Below are 17,107 nucleotides of genomic sequence, written 5' to 3' on the forward strand. Positions count from 1 at the left end.
TCAGGCAGCGGCCATGCTGGTGGACGCGCCGGCGCGCAACTGCAGTCTATCCCACAAGCGGTCGTGGTATGGCAGCGCGATGACGTTCAGGATGGGCTCAAGCACAGCCGCCAGGCCGCCGACGGCCAGCGAGCCGGTGGCCCAGTACAGCATGGCGAAGGCGACGGCGGCATGCATCAGCGTCTGGCTCAGTTTTTCGCCCGCCAGCGCGGCGTAGCGCGCATTGACGGCAAAGGCGCTGGCGCGCAGCTTGTGCCACAAGCGCTCGTGCAGCGGCAACAGCAGCACATTGATCACCGGCTCGAGTATCGCGGCCAGGCCGCCGAAGGCGATGGAACCGGTGATGGCGTACATGAGGCCGAACGCGATGCTCGTGTGGGCGGCGACCTGGCTGACTTTTTTCGCTACGATGATCATATTGAGCCTCGCTACTTTATTCCTGGACAGGCTTAATAGTAACGAGTCTCATTTAATAGTAAAAATTGATTATTTTTACCGAAACGATAGCATTCACCTCAAGCAATGTCACGCACCACCCGGCACGGATTGCCGACCGCCAGGCTGTTGGCAGGGATCGACTTGCCAACCACGCTGCCCGCCCCTATGGTGCAGTTGTCGCCGATGGTCACGCCGTGCAGGATGGTCACGTTGGCGCCTATCCACACATGGTTGCCGATGGTGATGGGCAGCGCCTCGAACACGCCAGCCGCGCGCGCCACCGGGTCGACCGGATGGCTGGCGGCCGAAATCACCGTATTCGGCCCGATCAGCACGTTGTTGCCCAGCGTGACCGGTGCGCAGTCAAGCACCACCAGGTTGTGGTTGGCGAAGCAATTCTCGCCGACGGTGATGTTGTAGCCGTAATCGCAAAAGAACGGCGCCTCGAAGTGCGCGTTGTTCGGCTTGCGCAGCAGTTGCTGCAGGATCTCGGCGCGCTTGGCGACATCGTCCTCGCGGTTGAAGGCCGCGCACAGCAATTTGGCGGCGCGGCGCTCCACGCTGCCGGGCGAATCGCCGGGGCGGTAAGGTTTGTTCAGGTCGGACATTGACACTCCAGAAAGTTCAGGCGGCTGCCTGGTGGATTTTATCGCAGGCCATGGCTGTGCTCAGGAAGATGGGGCCGCTCAGTTGCGCCGGCAGGTCGCTCGCACGCAAACGGTCCATCACCGGGCCTTTCACTTCGGCCAGGTGCAGCGTCACGCCGCGCCGGCGCATGCTCAGGTTCCACTCGGACAGCGCGAACAGCGCCGTGGTGTCGATCGAACTGACGGCCGTCATCACCAGCACCAGGTGGCGCGCGCTCGGATGCGCGCGCAACTCCTCCTCGATCCGTCCGCCGACCGCTTCCACGTTGCCGAAGAACAGATTGGCATCGATGCGCAGCACCAGCATCTCGGGCTGCGTTTCGGCAGGATAGCGCTCGATATTGCGGAAATGCTCGCTGCCGGCGATGCGGCCCAGCACCGCGATGTGCGGACGGCTGGCGCGCCAGATCAGCGTGCCCATCGACAGCACGACGCCGACGATGACGCCCGCCTCCACCCCCAGCGCCAGCACGCCAGCGCCGGTGGCCACCCAGGCGGCGGCGTCGCCCCGGTCGTAGCGCCAGGCCAGGCGCAGCGTATCGAATTCCAGCATGCCGAGCACGGCCACGATGATGGTCGCGGCCAGGGTAGGCAATGGCAGCAGCGCCAGCCAGCCGGTCGGCGCCACCAGCGCGGCGGCCAGCAGGCAGGCGGTGATGACGCTGGCCAGCGGCGTGTTGGCGCCTGCCGAGAAATTGACCGCCGAGCGCGAAATGCTGCCGGTGACCGGGAAGCCGCCCGACACCATGCTCGCCACGTTGGCCGCGCCCAGTCCGATCAATTCATGGTTGCTGACCAGTTTCTCGTTGCGCTTGAGCGCCAGCGTCTGCGCGGCGGACATGCTCATCAGGAATACCATGAAGCCGATCAGCAAGCCGGGCTGCAGTAGCGCGCCCCAGTGGGCGCTGGAGGTGGCCAGGTTCAGCCCCGGCAAGCCTGACGGCACGGCGCCGGTGGTGCGGATGCCCATCGCTTGCAGCCCGAGCAGCGGCACGGCGGCCGTGGCGGCCAATACCACCAGCATCGGCGCCAGGCGCGCGCCCAGGTCCGCGTGGGCGGCCTTCATGCCGCAGCCGCGCAGCAGGCCAGCCATGTAGCGTTTGCCCAGCACCAACAGCAACAGCGACGCGCCGCCCAGGATCGCGCTAGGCAGATGGAATTGCGGGAAGGAAGCGCCCAGCAGCGGCTGGACCTGGCCCGCCGCGATGACGATGGCGGCGCCGACCGTGAAACCGCTCATGACCGGGCGCGAGAAGAAATTGGCCAGGAAGCCCATGCGCAGCGCGCCGCACAGCAGCAGCACCGCGCCCGCCACCAGCGCCAGTTGCGCGGCCAGCACGCCGTACAGCCCCGATCCCGCCGGCGCCAGCGGCGCGATGACGGCGCCCGTCATCAAGGACACGATGGCCATCGGGCCGACCGATTGCGTCATGCTGCTGCCGAACAGCGCATACACGACGGGAGGCAGGATGCTGGCGTAGATGCCGACCACGGGCGGCAGCCCCGCCACCAGCGCGTAGGCCATGCCCTGCGGGATCATCATCATCGCCACCACGATACCGGCGCTGATGTCGCCCGGCAGCATGGCACGCCGGTATTGCCTCAACCATTGCAGCATTGTCTATCCGTCCAGCCTTGAAATATGCGAAGCGTAACATACGGGCAACGCATATGGATATAAGGAAAACGGATAAGGGACGTGCAGGAATTGAGCGATGTCATCTCCGCAGGCGGAGCTGTGGGGTCAGGTAAAGCACCACCCTGCCGTTATTCTTTCTTTTTCATCAGACCGGCCAATGATGCAAACGGATTATGCGTCGCCGGCGCGACCTCGGCCGATTTCAGACTAAGTCCCTGGTCGGCCTCAAGATAACGCGAGTGTTCGTTATCGTGGCAGTAAAGGCACAGCAACTCCCAGTTGCTGCCATCAGGCGGATTGTTGTCGTGATTGTGATCACGATGGTGCACCGTCAGTTGTGACACATTGGTATGCGTAAATTCACGCATGCAGCGCCCGCACACCCATGGATACATTTTCAGCGAGCGCTCGCGATAGCCCAGCTCGCGCTGGTCGGCCGCGCGCCGTGCGTCGGCCACAATTTTGTCCAGCCGCGCGGCATCCGGTTTTTTTCCAATGGTCATGCTTGTTTCCCTCCCTTGCTGTTACTTGTTGACCGGCATCGCCCACTGTCGGCGGACTCGGCCGCTGGCCTTGTTGCCGACGGTCGGCGGCTAAATTTACTATTTAGCAGCGAATATGTCGGATTCGCCCTTTTGGGCAAATATTTCTCCGTACGTCAGCACACCATTTTTCAGTTCGTAAGAATAGTAGACAATAACGGAATAGTTGGATCGATGATTCAGTGCCACAGCAATTGCATCGCTTTTTTTTCCAGAGGATGGCACGACGACGCGCACGTCATAAACTAAGACCGTGGCCTTAAACTCGCCGGAGTTTGCACCCACCACGAAGCCCTGTTTCAATAGCTTGATCACATCAGCTGAAGGCGGCCGCTCTCGGCCATCGTACCCAGCCATGCTTGCAATTGCTCCCGAATTTCTCAACGCACCACCGTAGGGGAAAAACTCGCCATCCTTCTTTAACATCTTTTCCGCAAAGGGCAGGACCGCGTTCATTAACAGCTCGCATTCGGCTTTTGGAGACTGCAATGTTTCTGCCCTTCCTGTGCCAAAAATAGAGAACCCCAGGGCTATTAGCCATCGTAATTTCATAAAAGTCATTCTATATAGCGGTTTAGCACACGGACTTGACTCTCCCGCTGCATCACGACATTCGCCTATTTTTTAGAGCTTTCCACCTGCCGCTTCAGGTAAATTTGCCTTTGCCCGACATAAAAAAGAAATGCTACGCAAAAAAATGCAAACGACGCAGCGTAATGAGCAATTTGTCCGCTATGAATTGCCTCCCACATCTTCATGGCTGAAAGCATGAGCCACGGCAGGGGGACTATAAACCCACCTCGTTATACACAACTTGCCAGCATCCCCATTTCGCGTAATGTCTTGATCGTATGAGCCGAGGCCCGAACATCGCAAATGCCTTCCCAAATGGTCTTGGCCCCCGGTTCACCGTCGCCTTTTCTCGCCAGGAATCCCCCGGCGCGAGCAATCATACGTACGACTTCGTTCAGTGTTGGTGCCGTCGGCGGTCGCTTCTTGTTGAGCAAATAGGCCGCCTGTATTTCATCGGGATCGAAGAACAGGCTGGCGTCAAGGTCGGGGCATGTGCGGCCCATACGCATCAGATAAGCGATCCGCCACGCCACCACCAAGTACAGCGCGAGCGCGCGCTCGATGCGCTCGATCCTGCCCAACTGCAGTTGCTCAACCTTGCAGCCGGCCTTGAATACGTTGAACAGCATCTCGATCTCCCAGCGAGCCCGGTACCAGTCAATCAGTTCAGCCACCTCGGCCGCCGTGGTGGCCACTCTGTTCGTCAACAGGCGCCATTCGATGGCTTTCGTGCCAGCCAGCGCGCCGTACTCACGCGCCACAATGCAGGTCGCTTGCACCGTTTTACCCTTACCCGCCTTCAGTTCGACACGGCGCGCCCACAGGTGCTGGCGCACGATTCGCGCTTTGTTGCCTGGCCGGGCTGCGAGCATGAATTCGATCTCGCCCAGCGCCGCCCCTTCCGTAGTGTGGGGCCACAGCTTCTCGCTGTTGGGCAAGCAGCGGTTGTGCGTCGCGCGCACCAGCCAGTCGAGCGGCATGCCCAGTTGCTGGGCGCGCGCCATCAACGGCATCATGTCCGCTTCGCGGTCGGCCACATACACCAGGCGCGTCGATGCCAAACGCGGCGCCAGTTCGGCCAGCCGCTCGTAACCCTCGATCCAGCGCAGGCTCTCTTTCGGCCCGCCGCGCTTGCCATCTTCCTTCTTTGGTTCGCGCGCCCACATCCATACGTCCAAAATCCCCAGCGGTTCGCGCGCCGTCGTTACCGCGTAGGTCGGGTGCAGGTACATGCCGCGCTGCGCCTCGTAGCTCAGTGGGCCAAGGCCTTTGGCCTGCTGGCCATTGAAGTCCAATTCCGTCGTGTCCTGCAGGCACAGCACTACCGATTCTGCCGCCATCCGCTGCTCGGTCTGCTGCCAGTGGGGTTCCAGCACCGCTTGCCATTCCACGCTGTCGTTGTCGAAGAAGCGATATGCTGCCATCGTTTCGCCCCATCCGTTGCACGCCTTCGGCACGCTTGCCGTCGGGGCCGCAGCCATACTTTCCATCAGTGTCCTCGCTCGCCGGTTCAGGCGCGCATCGCCCAGATCGAGTTGCCCAAATTCCGCTTCCGTCCAGCTTGTCGATCCGTTTGCCAATTGCGCCACGCAAAAGACGAGAGTAAACGCGATTTCGCGGCAGTTTACAAGCCCGGCGCTAACTCACTGAATGTAAACGGAAATTCCAGCGGCCAACGTCATGGGGCCGACTTGTGTATAACGAGGTGCTATAAACCGGGCATTTCTTTTAAAAAACTTCATTTAAGGCCATCTCATTAAGAATAAACATAGCGTGCCTGCTCTTGGCCAGCATCGGCTCAAGGCGAATAGAATAACATCTTGCCGGAGAGGAAAATACACGAATTGTCACAAAGCATCGCTCGCTGGGGTTTGTCGCGTCCAGAGTAGGTACCTGCATTTCTGCCCCCAAAAAATGCAGTTTCGCTCCACAGCTGGGCGGTTTCGTCACTGATCGATGGCTGGGTGCGAGGCCATCCGGCAAAGTGCGGTGATCGACACCTACTTGTACAAGGAGCACACCATGCTGCGACAGATTCTGATTCAAACGCCGGTCTACGTCTGGGCCATCCTGGCTTTCCTGGTCTATCGCGGCATGGTCGCCAGCAAAGACCGTCTGGTCAACTACCCCAGCGTGTTCATCATTCCAGCAGTAATGCTGGTGCTGGGCCTACAAAGTATCACCCGCGGGTTCGGGCTGGAAACGTTGGCTGGCGCGGCTTGGCTGGCTGGGGCGCTGATCGGCGCGGGCTTGGCTTACACTTTCACTGGCCCCATCACTGTGGACCGCGCGGCCGGCGTTGTGATGCAGCGCGGCAGTTGGTTGCCGCTGACACTGATGATGGCTATCTTCTGCTGCAAGTATGCGGTCGCGGTGACTGTGGCGATACAGCCGGCATTGAGCGGCGAGCCGCGTTTCGCTGTCCCCGTCTGCTTGGCGTTCGGTCTGTTCAACGGCATCTTCCTGGGACGATTGATGCGTACCGTGGCTGCTTGGATGATGAGCAGCACCATTGCGCGATACGCCGCCTGAGGGGAGTTCTAGGAAGCGAAAAGCCGCGCCTCCGGCGGCATCTTCGACAATATACGCTAAGGCTCAGGTATGTCGACGCGGCGCAGCCTACCTGGGAAAGGACGATCTGGCACACTCGTCCGCCGTCGGGAATTCGCCCACGCCCATGCAATACCGGTAGCTGGCGGGGAGACCTGATATGGACTTACTGTCCCCATTTCCAATTTTAAACTCAGTCAGAAATCTCCTGTGGCAAGCCCGATGCAGGTTCTGCGCCGTCCCCGATGTCTGGCAGCTATCAACGTAGAGCCGGTACGCACACGGCACCGGCGACTTGGCGCCATTCAATTCAGTTCTGCACGTAAAAGTCGTGTCCACCAGGGACTCGCGCGGCGCCTGGGCGTCAATTTCCGACGCGCCCGCCAACCACGGCAACATGCAAGACCAGATAAGTAAGAATTTTCCCAAGAGTCCTCCAAATTCAATGCTCTAACGCCCCTGCTCCAGCGCCGCGACAACCGCCGCCAGCACTTCCTCCGACTGCGCCGGATCGGCCATCACGCGCGCCAGCACCAGGCCGCCCACCATGCTAGCGTAGTCCGCTATCGCGCGCTGGCGTTTGGCGCCGGCGTCGGCGCCGGGTTCCAGGCCGGCCAGCAGCGCCAGTTGCGCCTGCACGCCATCGGACATGGCTTGCCGCACGTCCGGCCCCGCGCGCGCCACATCCGTACCCAGGCTGCTGACCGCGCAGCCCTTGCCGGGAAAATCGCGGTGCGATGCCGACAGGTAGGACTCGGCGATCGCCGCCACCGGCCGCGCCGGGGCGCCGTCGGCCAGCGTGCGCCATTTATCGACTGACTTTTCCATCGCCTTGCCGCACGCCTCGGCCAGCAGCACTTCCTTGGAAGCGAAGTGGCCGTAAAAGCCGCCGTGCGTCAGGCCCGCCCCCTTCATCAGGTCCGCCACGCCGATGCCGTCGAAGCCCTTCTCGCGGAACAGCCGCGCGGCCGTGTCCACTATCCGTTCGCGGTTCAGCGCCGCCTGCTCCCTGCTCACCTTCATGATCGTCACTCCCGATAAGTTCTACTTGACATTATATATTATGGACGTAATATATGACTCATTGATGATGGTCATCATATAAAATTTTAGGAGCACCGCCATGCAATACAAGACTTTCGGCCGCCGCACCGGCTTGCGCGTATCTGAAGTGGCACTGGGCGCGGGCAATTTCGGCACCGGCTGGGGCCACGGCGCAGAGCGGGACGAGGCGAAGAGCATGTTCGACGGCTACGCGGCGGCGGGCGGCAACTTCATCGACACCGCCAACGGCTACCAGGGCGGCCAGTCCGAGCAAATGGTGGGCGACTTCATCGCCGCCGACCGCGACCATTTCGCGCTCGCCACCAAGTACACGCTGGGCGCGGGCAGCGCGGACGGCCTGTCGCGCACCGGCAACAGCCGCAAAGCGATGATGCAGTCGGTGGAGGCCAGCCTGAAGCGCTTGAAAACGGACCGCATCGACCTGCTGTGGACCCATTTCTCTGACGACCAGACGCCGATGGAGGAAATCCTGCGCGCCTTCGACGATCTGGTCCGCTCGGGCAAGATTTTGTATGCCGGCCTGTCCAACTTCCCGGCCTGGCGCATCGCCCGCGCCGACCTGATGGCCGACTTGCGCGGCTGGGCTCCGATAGTGGGGGTGCAGATGGAGTACAGCCTGGCAGAGCGCAGCGCCGACCGCGAACTGCTGCCGATGGCCGACGCGCTCGGCCTGGGCGGCGCACTGTGGTCGCCCCTGGGCGGCGGCGTGCTGACCGGAAAATACCGCAACAACGAGGCCGGCCGCCTGCAAGCCTTCGGCGGCTTCCTGTTCCGCGATGAGAAAGACCAGCGCACCGGCGCCACGGTGGACGCCGTGCTGGCCGTGGCGGCCGAGGTTGATGCGCCGCCGACGCATGTGGCCATTGCCTGGCTGCTGGAACGCAGCGCCCGCGCGCACACCAACCTGATCCCCATCCTCGGCCCGCGCACCCGCGCGCAGCTGGACGGCACGCTGGGCGCGCTGACGCTCAAGCTAAGCAATGAACAGTATCAGCGCCTGGCCGACGCCAGCGCCGTGCCGCTCGGCGCGGCTCAGGAATCGGCGGCGGCAGCGGCGGCAGGCATCGCAGGCGGCACGCCGGAACTGCTGCTGCCCGCGAAGCTCCCGGTCGCCTGAGCCGAGCGTTCACACCGCCCGCGAGGGGGCGATGTGCCAGATATTGCGGGCCGCCGCTTGTCATTCCCACGCAGGTGGGAATCCATACGTCCTATGGGTTCCCGTTTTCACGGGGACGACGTGGTCAGCGAGCCATCAAGTGGGAATTCATGCTTCCTATGGGCCCCGTTCGGCGGCGATGCTCGACAAGCGGGTCAGCCACCGCTTGTCATTCCCACGCAAGTGGGAATACATGCGCCCTATGCGTCCCCGTTTTCACGATCCCGACGTGGTCAGGTAGCCATGGCCAGTTCGACGCAGTTGCGTCCGGCGCGCTTGGCGCGGTGCAGGGCCGCGTCCAGGCGCTCCAGCAGGACGGAACCACCCTCTTCCGGCCCCGCTTGCGCCACGCCCAGGCTGATCGTCACCGTCTCGCAACCCGGCAGTTCCGTTCCGGCGATGGTTTCGCGCAGCTTCTCGGCCAGCTTCAGGCAATCGATGGCGGTGGTGTGCGTGGCAATGATCAAAAACTCCTCGCCACGCATGCGCACCAGCGTGTCCGACGTGCGCAAGCGGCTTTGCACCGTCTGCGCCACCGTACGCAAGGCCTGGTCGCCGCAAGGGTAGCCGTAGATATCGTTGACCGACCGGAAATTGTCGATGTCGAAGGAAATCACACCCAGCGGTACACCGTAGCGCCGCGCGCGGCGGATTTCATTGTCCAGTTCGGCTTCGCCATGGCGCCGGTTGACCGCGCCGGTGAGCGCGTCCAAGGTGGTGATCTGCGTCAACTGCCCCGCCAGCGCATCATTCTGATGCTTCAGCTCGCTCATTGCTAAACCGAAACTGATGAACTGCGCCAGGCTACCGAAGCAGGCGAACTGTTCGCGCGAGAAGGCAATGTGGCGGTCAAACATCAGGCTGACGGCGCCCTGCACCGGCCCGCCCGGCTCGCTGCGCAGCGGAAGGGCCAGCACCATGCGCACGCCCTTGTCGTGCAAGCTCATCGCCAGTTCGGGATTGCCCGCCTTCTCAGGGGCGTCGAGCAGCACCATGTCGCCGCTGCCGACTGCCATCAGCGGCGGGAACTCGCCGGCCAACGGTGATTGCAGCAGCCGTTCTGAGCGCTGCAGCAGCTTGGCCAGGTCCAGGTGGTTGCGCGCTTCCTGCGCCACCAGGGCCAGGTTGCCGCGCTCCTTCATGTGGAACAGCGCCGTGTGGCGCACGCCGGGGAAGCTGCACAAGGCGCTGCAGATCTGCGCCGCCATCAGGTTCAGCTCGTCCATGCCGGTCAGCGCGCGTTGCACGCTGCGCTGGATGGCCAGCAGGTCGCGCAACTCTTTTTCCCTGTCCAGCAGACTCTGCTGCGCCGCCGCGGCCGCGTCCAGCGGCGCGGTCAGCGCCCGGCCGACGGCTTGCTGCAAATCCTCGCTGAGGATGGGACTGATGCGGTAGCTCAGCGGGCCAGCCGCCATCAACTCGGGCAGCCAGGAGGAGTTCCCGTAGGGGCACAAGACCAATACCGGTGCGCCGTGGCGGGCGCGGATCAAGTCGCCGGCGCCGGCAATGTCGCCATTGTCGTCGAAACCGTCCAGGTCGATCACCAGCAGGTCCACCGGCTGGCGGCCCAGCATGGCGGCGGCGCCGTCGAAGGTCTCTGAGAGCAGCAATCGATTGAACAGCTCACCGCAACTGGCCTGGAATTCACCACGCCTTTCGCCGGAGAGGTTAAGGAATAGCCCTACCCGCCGGGCATGGCTGTCGATGTCTGCACTCATGAGATATCCCCAAGTATTCTTATAAAAAACCTATCTCTACAGTTTGCCATAAAGTTCACAATAAGCAATGTGTGTGCTATAAAAAACACGATTAATGTGCGAAAACGCACGGTCAGACGCGCCCGCCATCCCAATACTGGTCGCTTGCAGACCTAGGAGAGCGACATGGCCAATTCGGAAAACAAGGCGGCGGAATCGGCCGCCAGCATGCAACGCGCGGTCCAACAAGAACAGGATAGGCGCGACCAGGCGCAGGGGCAACAAAAGGAAAGCAAGGATCCGGTGCAGACCGGCCACCACGACCAGCCCGTCCCACCCCTGCCCCAGCAGCACCTGGAAAAACCGGGCATGGAGGCGGACATGGAGCTGAAACCGCGCTTCCTCGCCCCCGACTACTGCGGCAGCGGCAAGCTGGCCGGCATGACCGCCATCATTACCGGCGGCGACTCGGGCATCGGCCGTTCGGTGGCGGTGCTGTACGCGCGCGAGGGAGCCGACGTGGCCATCATCTACCTCGACGAGCACGAGGACGCCGCGGAAACCAAGCGCTACGTCGAAGCCGAAGGCCAGAGCTGCATGCTGCTGCCCGGCGACGTGCGCGACCCGCAGTTCTGCCACCGCGCGGTCGAGCGTGTACTCAATGAGCTGGGCCACATCGACATCCTGGTCAACAACGCGGCCTTCCAGGAGCATGCCGGTTCGCTGGCTGAGCTGTCCGAAGAACGCTTCGACCTGACCATGAAGACCAATATCTACGGCTATTTCCACATGGCGAAGGCGGTCGAACCGCATCTGCAGCGCGGCGCGTCCATCATCAACACCGGCTCGGTGACCGGCCTGCAGGGCTCCAAGCATCTGCTGGACTACTCCACCACCAAGGGCGCGATCCACGCGTTCACGATGTCGCTGGCCTCCAACCTGCTCGACAAAGGCATCCGCGTAAACGCCGTCGCGCCCGGGCCGGTGTGGACGCCGCTGAACCCGGCCGACCAGTCTCCGGAAAAAATCGCCAAGTTCGGCGCCTCGACCGACATGAAGCGGCCGGCCCAACCGGAGGAATTGTCGCCCGCCTATGTCTTCCTGGCCGCGCCGTGCTGTTCCAGCTATATCACGGGCATCGTGCTGCCGGTCACCGGCAGCGTGGGCGACTGAGCCGGCCCCATGGCACGCTCCTTGTGGAAAGGCGCCATCAGCTTCGGCCTGGTGCACATACCGGTCGAAATGCATACGGCCGTGCAGTCGCATGACCTCGACCTGACGATGCTGGACCGGCGCGACTTTTCCCCGATCGGTTTCAAACGCTACAACAAGAACAACGGCAAGGAAGTCAGCTGGGACAACATCATCAAGGGCTACGAGTACAAGGACGGCGAGTATGTGGTGCTGTCGGACGAAGACCTGAAGCAGGCCAACGTGAAGGCGACGCAGACCATCGACATCCTGGCCTTCGTCAACGCCGAGGACGTGCCGCTGACCTACTTCGAAACGCCCTACTACCTGGCGCCGGGACGCGGCGGCGACAAGGTCTACGCGCTGCTGCGTGAAACCTTGCGCAAGGCCGGGCGCATCGCGATTGCAACCGTGGTGATACGGGTGCGCCAGCACCTGTGCGCGCTGGTCTGCGTGGACGACAGCATCATCCTCAACACCTTGCGTTTCGCCGAGGAGATCCGCAGCACGGAAGAACTGAAGCTGCCGCCCAAGTCGGTCAAGGCGGCCGGCATTTCGGACAAGGAATTGCAGATGGCCTTGTCGCTGGTGGACGGCATGACGGAGGAATGGCATCCGGAGCAGTACCACGACACGTACAAGAACGACGTGCTGGCATTGGTCGAGAAGAAGGTGAAGGCCAAGCAGACCAAGTCCATCACCGTCGCCGCACCGGAGAAGAAGGAAAAGGCCGCCAGCAATGTGGTGGACCTGGTGGCGCTGCTCAAGCAGAGTTTGGGCAGCAAGGGGAAAGGCAAGGCTGCTGCGGACGAGGAAGAGGAAGAAGCGGACACCGAGGAAACCGGGGACGCGGGAGACGTGGAAGACGTGGAAGAGGCGCCAGCCAAGGTACGCAAGCCTGCGGCGGCCAAGTCAGGCGCCAGCAAGACGCGCAGCACGGCGGCGCGGTCGGCCGCCAAGCCGGAGGCAAAGACAGCTGCGAAGGCGAAACCCGCAACGAAGACAGCCTCGAAATCCACCGCCACCCGGCGCAAAGCCGCCTGACGTGGCATTCCCGTGCAACGGGAATCCATGCTTCGGCGGCTGAGACACGGCGGACGGATTCCCATTGGCACGGCGGTCCGCCGATGCGGAATGACAAGGCGCGACAGCGTCACGCGTCCGGGGTGAAGCCCAGTTGCTTCATCGCGGCGCTGATGCTCTTCACACTGTCGTCGTAGCCATCCCAAGGCGTGTTGCCCTCATCGAGCCTGTCGTGCACGGTCGCTACCGTCCAATGATCCCCGCCCTTCAAGCGCCCCAGTTCGTCCCAGCGCACCGGCACCGATATCCCCAGCCCCGGCCGCGTGCGGGCCGACCAGGCGCACACGGTCGTCGCACCGCGCCCATTGCGCAGATAGTCGATGAAGATCTTGCCGACCCGGTTCTTCGGCCCGCTCTTCATCGCAAAGCGGTCCGGCAAGGTCGCCGCCATATGCTCGACGATCTCCTTCGAGAACGCCTTCACGGTGTCCCAGTCGTAGGCGGGCTTGATCGGCACAACCACGTGCAAGCCCTTGCCCCCGCTGGTCTTGAGAAAAGCGGGCAAGCCCAGTTGGTCGAGGAAGGCGTGCATCAATTCTGCCGCTTCCTGGATCGCGGTCCAGCCGACGTCCTTGCCCGGGTCCAGATCGAAAACCATGCGGTTCGGCTTCTCGTAGCTGCGCGCAACGGCATTCTGGGTGTGGATCTCCACCACGTTCCACTGCGCCGCCGACAGCAGGCCCTCGACGCTGCCCACCACCAGCATGGGCGGATGATCCGGATCCAGCGCCTGGTCCAAATGCTTCAGGCCCGGCATCTTCGTCACGTCGGCGTGCTTCTGGAAGAACAGCTCGCCGCCCACGCCGGCGGGCGCGCGCACCAGCGATACCGGGCGCGCTTTCAAATGCTCCATCATCAGCTCGCCCACCAGCGCGTAGTAGCGCACCAGCCCGATCTTGGTGGTGCCGCTCTCCGCGTCGATGACGCGGTCCGGGTTGCTCACCTTCAGGGTGTCCGGCAATTTGCCGTGCAGCCCGCCAGGATCCGCCGCCTTCGCGTCTCCCGCAGCACGCGGGGCTGGTCCGCCGCTGCGCATCTCTCCGTCCGCCCCGGTCTTGGCACCGGTTGTGGGGCCCGCTTTAGTAACCGCCTGGGTGCCGGCTGTCGCGCCCGCCTTGGTACCGGCCTTGGTGCTGCCTTTGGTGTCCGCCTGGGTCCCGGCTTTGGCGCCACCTTTAGCCCCGGTCTTCGCTTCGCCCTTGCGCCCTGTGCTGCCCGCAGCTTCAACGGCAGCCTCGTCGACCGCCTCGTCAGGCCCTTCATACGCCAAATCCTCCACGTGCGCGGGCTGCTCGCGCACGATGGCGCGTGGCGGTTTGTCCGTGCGCAGGCCCTGGAACACGGCATGGCGCACCGAGCCGCTGCGCGTCCATTCACCAAAGCTGACCTCCGCCACCAGCGTGGGCTTGACCCAGTGCGCCTTCTTGGCGATGGCGCGCGTCGGCGCGAAGGGGCTTTCATCGGCGGCCAGCTTGTCCAGCTTCGCCTTCAGCGCATCCAGGTTCTTCTCATTGAAACCGCTACCGACATTGCCCGCGTAATGCAGCTTGCCGTCCTTGCCGTGGGTTCCCAGCAGCAGCGAACCTATGCCTGTGCGCGAGCCTTGCGGATCCGTGTAGCCGCCAATGACGAACTCCTGCCGCTGCCCGCACTTGAGCTTGATCCAGTTGCCCGAGCGGCGCGAGGTGTAGCGCGAATCGCGCCGTTTTCCGATGATGCCTTCCAGGCCCATCTTGCACGCTGCCGCCACCATCTCATCGGGCGGCGCATCCAGTTGCGCGCTAAGGCGTACCACGCCCGCATCATCCGAGCCATGCCTGGCCATGACGGCCTCCAGCAACTCGCGCCGCTGCGCCAGCGGCACGGCGCGCAGATCGTAGCCATCGAGATAAGGCACATCGAACAGGAAGTAGACGATATCGTTGGTCTTCTCATTGTCGAAGGACTGCTGCAGCATGCCGAAATCCGGCCGCCCGTTCTCGTCGTGCACGACGATCTCGCCGTCGTACCAGCCTGCGGGCAGCTTCATTTTCACCAGCGCCGCATGCAGAGGCATGAGCTTGCGGGTCCAGTCGTTGCCGTTGCGGGTGAACAGCTTCACATCCTTGCCATCCACCCGGGCCAGGATGCGGTAGCCGTCGAACTTGATCTCGAACACCCAGTCTTCCGGCGTCGACGGCGGTTTGTCGACCAGCGTCGCCAGTTCGGGTGACAGCGTGGCCGGCAATTCGGCCCTCTCGACATCCGCCATGTCGGCGACAGCGGTTTTGGTGGCAGCGTTTTTGGCACCGGCGGTGCTGGCGGCCGTGGTTTTGACGGCGCCGCTGCTGCTGGCCTTCTTCGCGGCAGCAGCTTTCGGCATGCCCAGCGCCTTCACGCTGTCCGGCATCTCGTCGATCACGCTGAACTCGGCCGCAGGCCGCGCGTACTCGTCCTTCTCCTTGATCAGCAGCCAGGGCTCCTGCTTCTCGCCGCGCCCCTTCATCCGCACCAGAGCCCAGCGGCCATGCATCTTGTGTCCGCGCAGCTCGAATTTCAGGTTGCCCGCCTGGTAGCCCTTGCGCGGGTCGTCCAGCGGATGCCAGGTGCCCTTATCCCAGATGATGACTTTGCCCGCGCCATACTGCTTTTCAGGGATGGTGCCTTCGAAAGTGTTGTAGGAAATGGGATGGTCTTCCACATGCACGGCCATGCGCTTGTCGTGCGTGTCGTAGCTGGGACCTTTCGGCACGGCCCAGCTCTTCATGGTGCCGTCCAGCTCGAGGCGGAAGTCGTAATGCAGGCGCGAGGCCCAGTGTTTCTGGATGACGAAAGACAAATTTTCGCCGCCCTCCTCCCCGCCTTCGGCAGGTTCGGGCGTGATGTCGAAGTTGCGCTTGGCCTTGTAGGTTTTAAGAGAGTCGCTCATAAGGGCAACTCTACGCCTGCGGCCTGGGCGCCGCGGTTAGCCAGCTAACAAAACCGGCCAAGCGCCGCTATTTCGCCTTGTACGTTCCGCAGGCGATGTACAAGTCGTCCACCCGTTCGACATAGGTGCTTTTCGACTCCAGCGCCCCGGTCTTGGCATTCGGCCATTTATAGTCCACCCAGCCTTTGCCTTCCTTGCTGGCGGCGATCTCGCGGAATTTCTGCACGAAATTCACGCCGTCCACGTCCCGCAAGTCGCCCAGCGACTTGCCCACCAGCTTCGCGTTCGCGCCATGCGCGATGACGGAGCCGCCCGCGTAGGGCGACATGAACAGATACAGATCCTTCTCACGGAATTGCGGCGTGCGGTTATTGATTTCCGCTGCCAGCTTGTCGCGGCCGTTGGCCTTGTAGAAAGCGATGGCCTTCTTCACCAGCGCCACCGCCTCGTCCGCCGTGCCGCGCTCCACTTCGTCGGCCGCGCCTGCCGCCGCGCTGGCGCCTATCAGCAAAGCCATCACCATCGATTGCAGGAATTTCAACATTGTCGTCTCCGGTGGATACAGGTGTAGAGCCATCCTATGCCGCAGCTGATTCGACATCAAGCAACATTTACGGACGCGTTTCGGGTCTGCAACATGACAAGCGACGTTCAGCAAAGTATCCGTGATCAATCTGCCCTCGTTGCCAAAGAAGTCAGGCTGAATCGTAGCCGAAATTCACTAAATGTTGGCTCGGCCGGCAAATCGGCTTATAGTCGATGCCAGCACCCCACCAGAAGGAGGCGCCATGAAACCTATGCGTTTGCTGAAGTTGTTGTTCATTGCCTGGTCCCTGCCCGTCCTCGCAGCCGAACCGTTGCCGATGACGTTCGCGATGCAGGTCTTCCCTCCTTTCATCATCCACGAAAACGGCCAGCAGTCCGGCTTCTTCCCCGACACCCTGCGTGCCGTGTGCACCGCCATGCACGCGAGCTGCACGATGGAGGTCTACCCACAGCGCCGCGCTTACGCGATGGCGCTGGGCGGCGGGGTGGACGGGATTCTGATGCTGCTCAATACGCCCCAGCGCCAGGTAGACTTGTACATGGGTCCGGCTATCGTGCAGACCGCCTACGCGCTGTACGCGCAACAGCAAAACCCGGTGCGCTACAGCGTCCCCGCCGACCTGGCTGGCTACACGGTAGCCGCGTACGGACCGTCCGGCACGTCATACGCTGCCGAGGGACTGGTCAACCGCATCCCCGGCGCGCGCCTGGAGGTGGAAATCGACAACCCCACCGCGCTGCGCAAGCTGCGCATGGGCCGCTACGGTCCCAAGGCGGTGGTGTTCATCAACCACGACCTGGCGCTGCACTTGATGAAGCCCGAGGGGGACGCGGGACTGAAGCAAGTGGGCGAGTTGCAGAAGATCGAATATCACATCGGCCTGTCGCGCAAAAAGCTGCCGCAGCAGCAAGTCGATACCTTTCACGCCACCTTGCAGCAATTGCTGCGCGACGGCACCATCGCCGCCATTGCCAAAAAATACGGCCTGAAAGCGGTGCCGTCGGAATGAAAAAAGAGGCGGCGCCATCTCTGGCGCCGCCTCAAGGGCAATACTACCGGGTTTGGAGAGAG

The 17,107-nt window shown here is 62.7% G+C and carries 15 protein-coding genes; 5 read left to right on the plus strand and 10 right to left on the minus strand.

Annotated features, from left to right (window positions below; genetic code table 11):
* From ACSQ8Y_RS12220 to ACSQ8Y_RS12245, 6 genes are all read right to left on the minus strand, one after another.
* Complete coding sequence (locus tag ACSQ8Y_RS12220; protein ID WP_436266739.1) at window positions 1-417, minus strand: DUF2061 domain-containing protein; 417 nt, start codon at window positions 415-417, stop codon at window positions 1-3.
* Window positions 418-515: 98 nt separating this feature from the next.
* Window positions 516-1,046 carry a sugar O-acetyltransferase gene (locus tag ACSQ8Y_RS12225; protein ID WP_436266741.1) on the minus strand — a complete coding sequence of 177 codons (531 nt, stop codon included), beginning with the start codon at window positions 1,044-1,046 and terminating at the stop codon, window positions 516-518.
* 16 nt (window positions 1,047-1,062) lie between these two features.
* The gene (locus tag ACSQ8Y_RS12230) at window positions 1,063-2,703 is read right to left on the minus strand and encodes a SulP family inorganic anion transporter (protein ID WP_436266742.1); all 1,641 of its coding nucleotides are present in this window, start codon (window positions 2,701-2,703) and stop codon (window positions 1,063-1,065) included.
* Between the two features lie 149 nt (window positions 2,704-2,852).
* Entirely contained in the window at window positions 2,853-3,227 is a 375-nt protein-coding gene (locus ACSQ8Y_RS12235) for a YajD family HNH nuclease (RefSeq protein WP_436266743.1), read from the minus strand.
* A 99-nt stretch (window positions 3,228-3,326) separates the two neighbouring features.
* A complete protein-coding gene (locus ACSQ8Y_RS12240) occupies window positions 3,327-3,818 on the minus strand; it encodes a hypothetical protein (protein WP_436266744.1) in 492 nt (163 codons plus the stop codon).
* A gap of 251 nt (window positions 3,819-4,069) precedes the next feature.
* Window positions 4,070-5,419 carry an IS4 family transposase gene (locus ACSQ8Y_RS12245; RefSeq protein WP_436269810.1) on the minus strand — a complete coding sequence of 450 codons (1,350 nt, stop codon included), beginning with the start codon at window positions 5,417-5,419 and terminating at the stop codon, window positions 4,070-4,072.
* A 442-nt stretch (window positions 5,420-5,861) separates the two neighbouring features.
* Here ACSQ8Y_RS12245 and ACSQ8Y_RS12250 point away from each other — a divergent pair, with 442 nt between their 5' ends.
* Window positions 5,862-6,371, plus strand: a complete 510-nt coding sequence (locus tag ACSQ8Y_RS12250; RefSeq protein WP_436266745.1) for a DUF6622 family protein — start codon at window positions 5,862-5,864, stop codon at window positions 6,369-6,371.
* A gap of 468 nt (window positions 6,372-6,839) precedes the next feature.
* Here ACSQ8Y_RS12250 and ACSQ8Y_RS12255 read toward each other — a convergent pair whose 3' ends face one another.
* Window positions 6,840-7,412 (minus strand): TetR/AcrR family transcriptional regulator, encoded by a 573-nt coding sequence (locus tag ACSQ8Y_RS12255; RefSeq protein ID WP_436266746.1) that lies wholly within the window; start codon window positions 7,410-7,412, stop codon window positions 6,840-6,842.
* 100 nt (window positions 7,413-7,512) lie between these two features.
* Here ACSQ8Y_RS12255 and ACSQ8Y_RS12260 point away from each other — a divergent pair, with 100 nt between their 5' ends.
* Window positions 7,513-8,571: an aldo/keto reductase gene (locus ACSQ8Y_RS12260; protein ID WP_436266747.1), complete on the plus strand. Its 1,059-nt coding sequence runs from the start codon at window positions 7,513-7,515 to the stop codon at window positions 8,569-8,571.
* A 272-nt stretch (window positions 8,572-8,843) separates the two neighbouring features.
* Here the strand turns inward: ACSQ8Y_RS12260 and ACSQ8Y_RS12265 are convergent, their stop codons facing one another.
* Entirely contained in the window at window positions 8,844-10,328 is a 1,485-nt protein-coding gene (locus ACSQ8Y_RS12265) for a GGDEF domain-containing protein (protein ID WP_436266748.1), read from the minus strand.
* A 165-nt stretch (window positions 10,329-10,493) separates the two neighbouring features.
* On the opposite strand from ACSQ8Y_RS12265, the gene ACSQ8Y_RS12270 reads away from it, so the two are divergent.
* The gene (locus ACSQ8Y_RS12270) at window positions 10,494-11,480 is read left to right on the plus strand and encodes an SDR family oxidoreductase (protein ID WP_436266749.1); all 987 of its coding nucleotides are present in this window, start codon (window positions 10,494-10,496) and stop codon (window positions 11,478-11,480) included.
* A gap of 9 nt (window positions 11,481-11,489) precedes the next feature.
* Window positions 11,490-12,542 carry a Ku protein gene (locus tag ACSQ8Y_RS12275; RefSeq protein WP_436266750.1) on the plus strand — a complete coding sequence of 351 codons (1,053 nt, stop codon included), beginning with the start codon at window positions 11,490-11,492 and terminating at the stop codon, window positions 12,540-12,542.
* Between the two features lie 109 nt (window positions 12,543-12,651).
* Here the strand turns inward: ACSQ8Y_RS12275 and ligD are convergent, their stop codons facing one another.
* A complete protein-coding gene (gene ligD / locus ACSQ8Y_RS12280; RefSeq protein ID WP_436266751.1) occupies window positions 12,652-15,489 on the minus strand; it encodes a non-homologous end-joining DNA ligase in 2,838 nt (945 codons plus the stop codon).
* Window positions 15,490-15,556: 67 nt separating this feature from the next.
* Window positions 15,557-16,033, minus strand: coding sequence for a cache domain-containing protein (locus ACSQ8Y_RS12285; RefSeq protein ID WP_436266753.1), 477 nt, complete (start codon window positions 16,031-16,033; stop codon window positions 15,557-15,559).
* Window positions 16,034-16,277: 244 nt separating this feature from the next.
* On the opposite strand from ACSQ8Y_RS12285, the gene ACSQ8Y_RS12290 reads away from it, so the two are divergent.
* On the plus strand, window positions 16,278-17,045 hold the full coding sequence (locus ACSQ8Y_RS12290) for a substrate-binding periplasmic protein (RefSeq protein ID WP_436266754.1): 768 nt from the start codon (window positions 16,278-16,280) through the stop codon (window positions 17,043-17,045).
* The last annotated feature ends 62 nt before the right edge of the window (window positions 17,046-17,107 follow it).

The organism is Pseudoduganella sp. LjRoot289 (genome assembly GCF_964252925.1).
Taxonomy (GTDB): domain Bacteria; phylum Pseudomonadota; class Gammaproteobacteria; order Burkholderiales; family Burkholderiaceae_D; genus Rugamonas.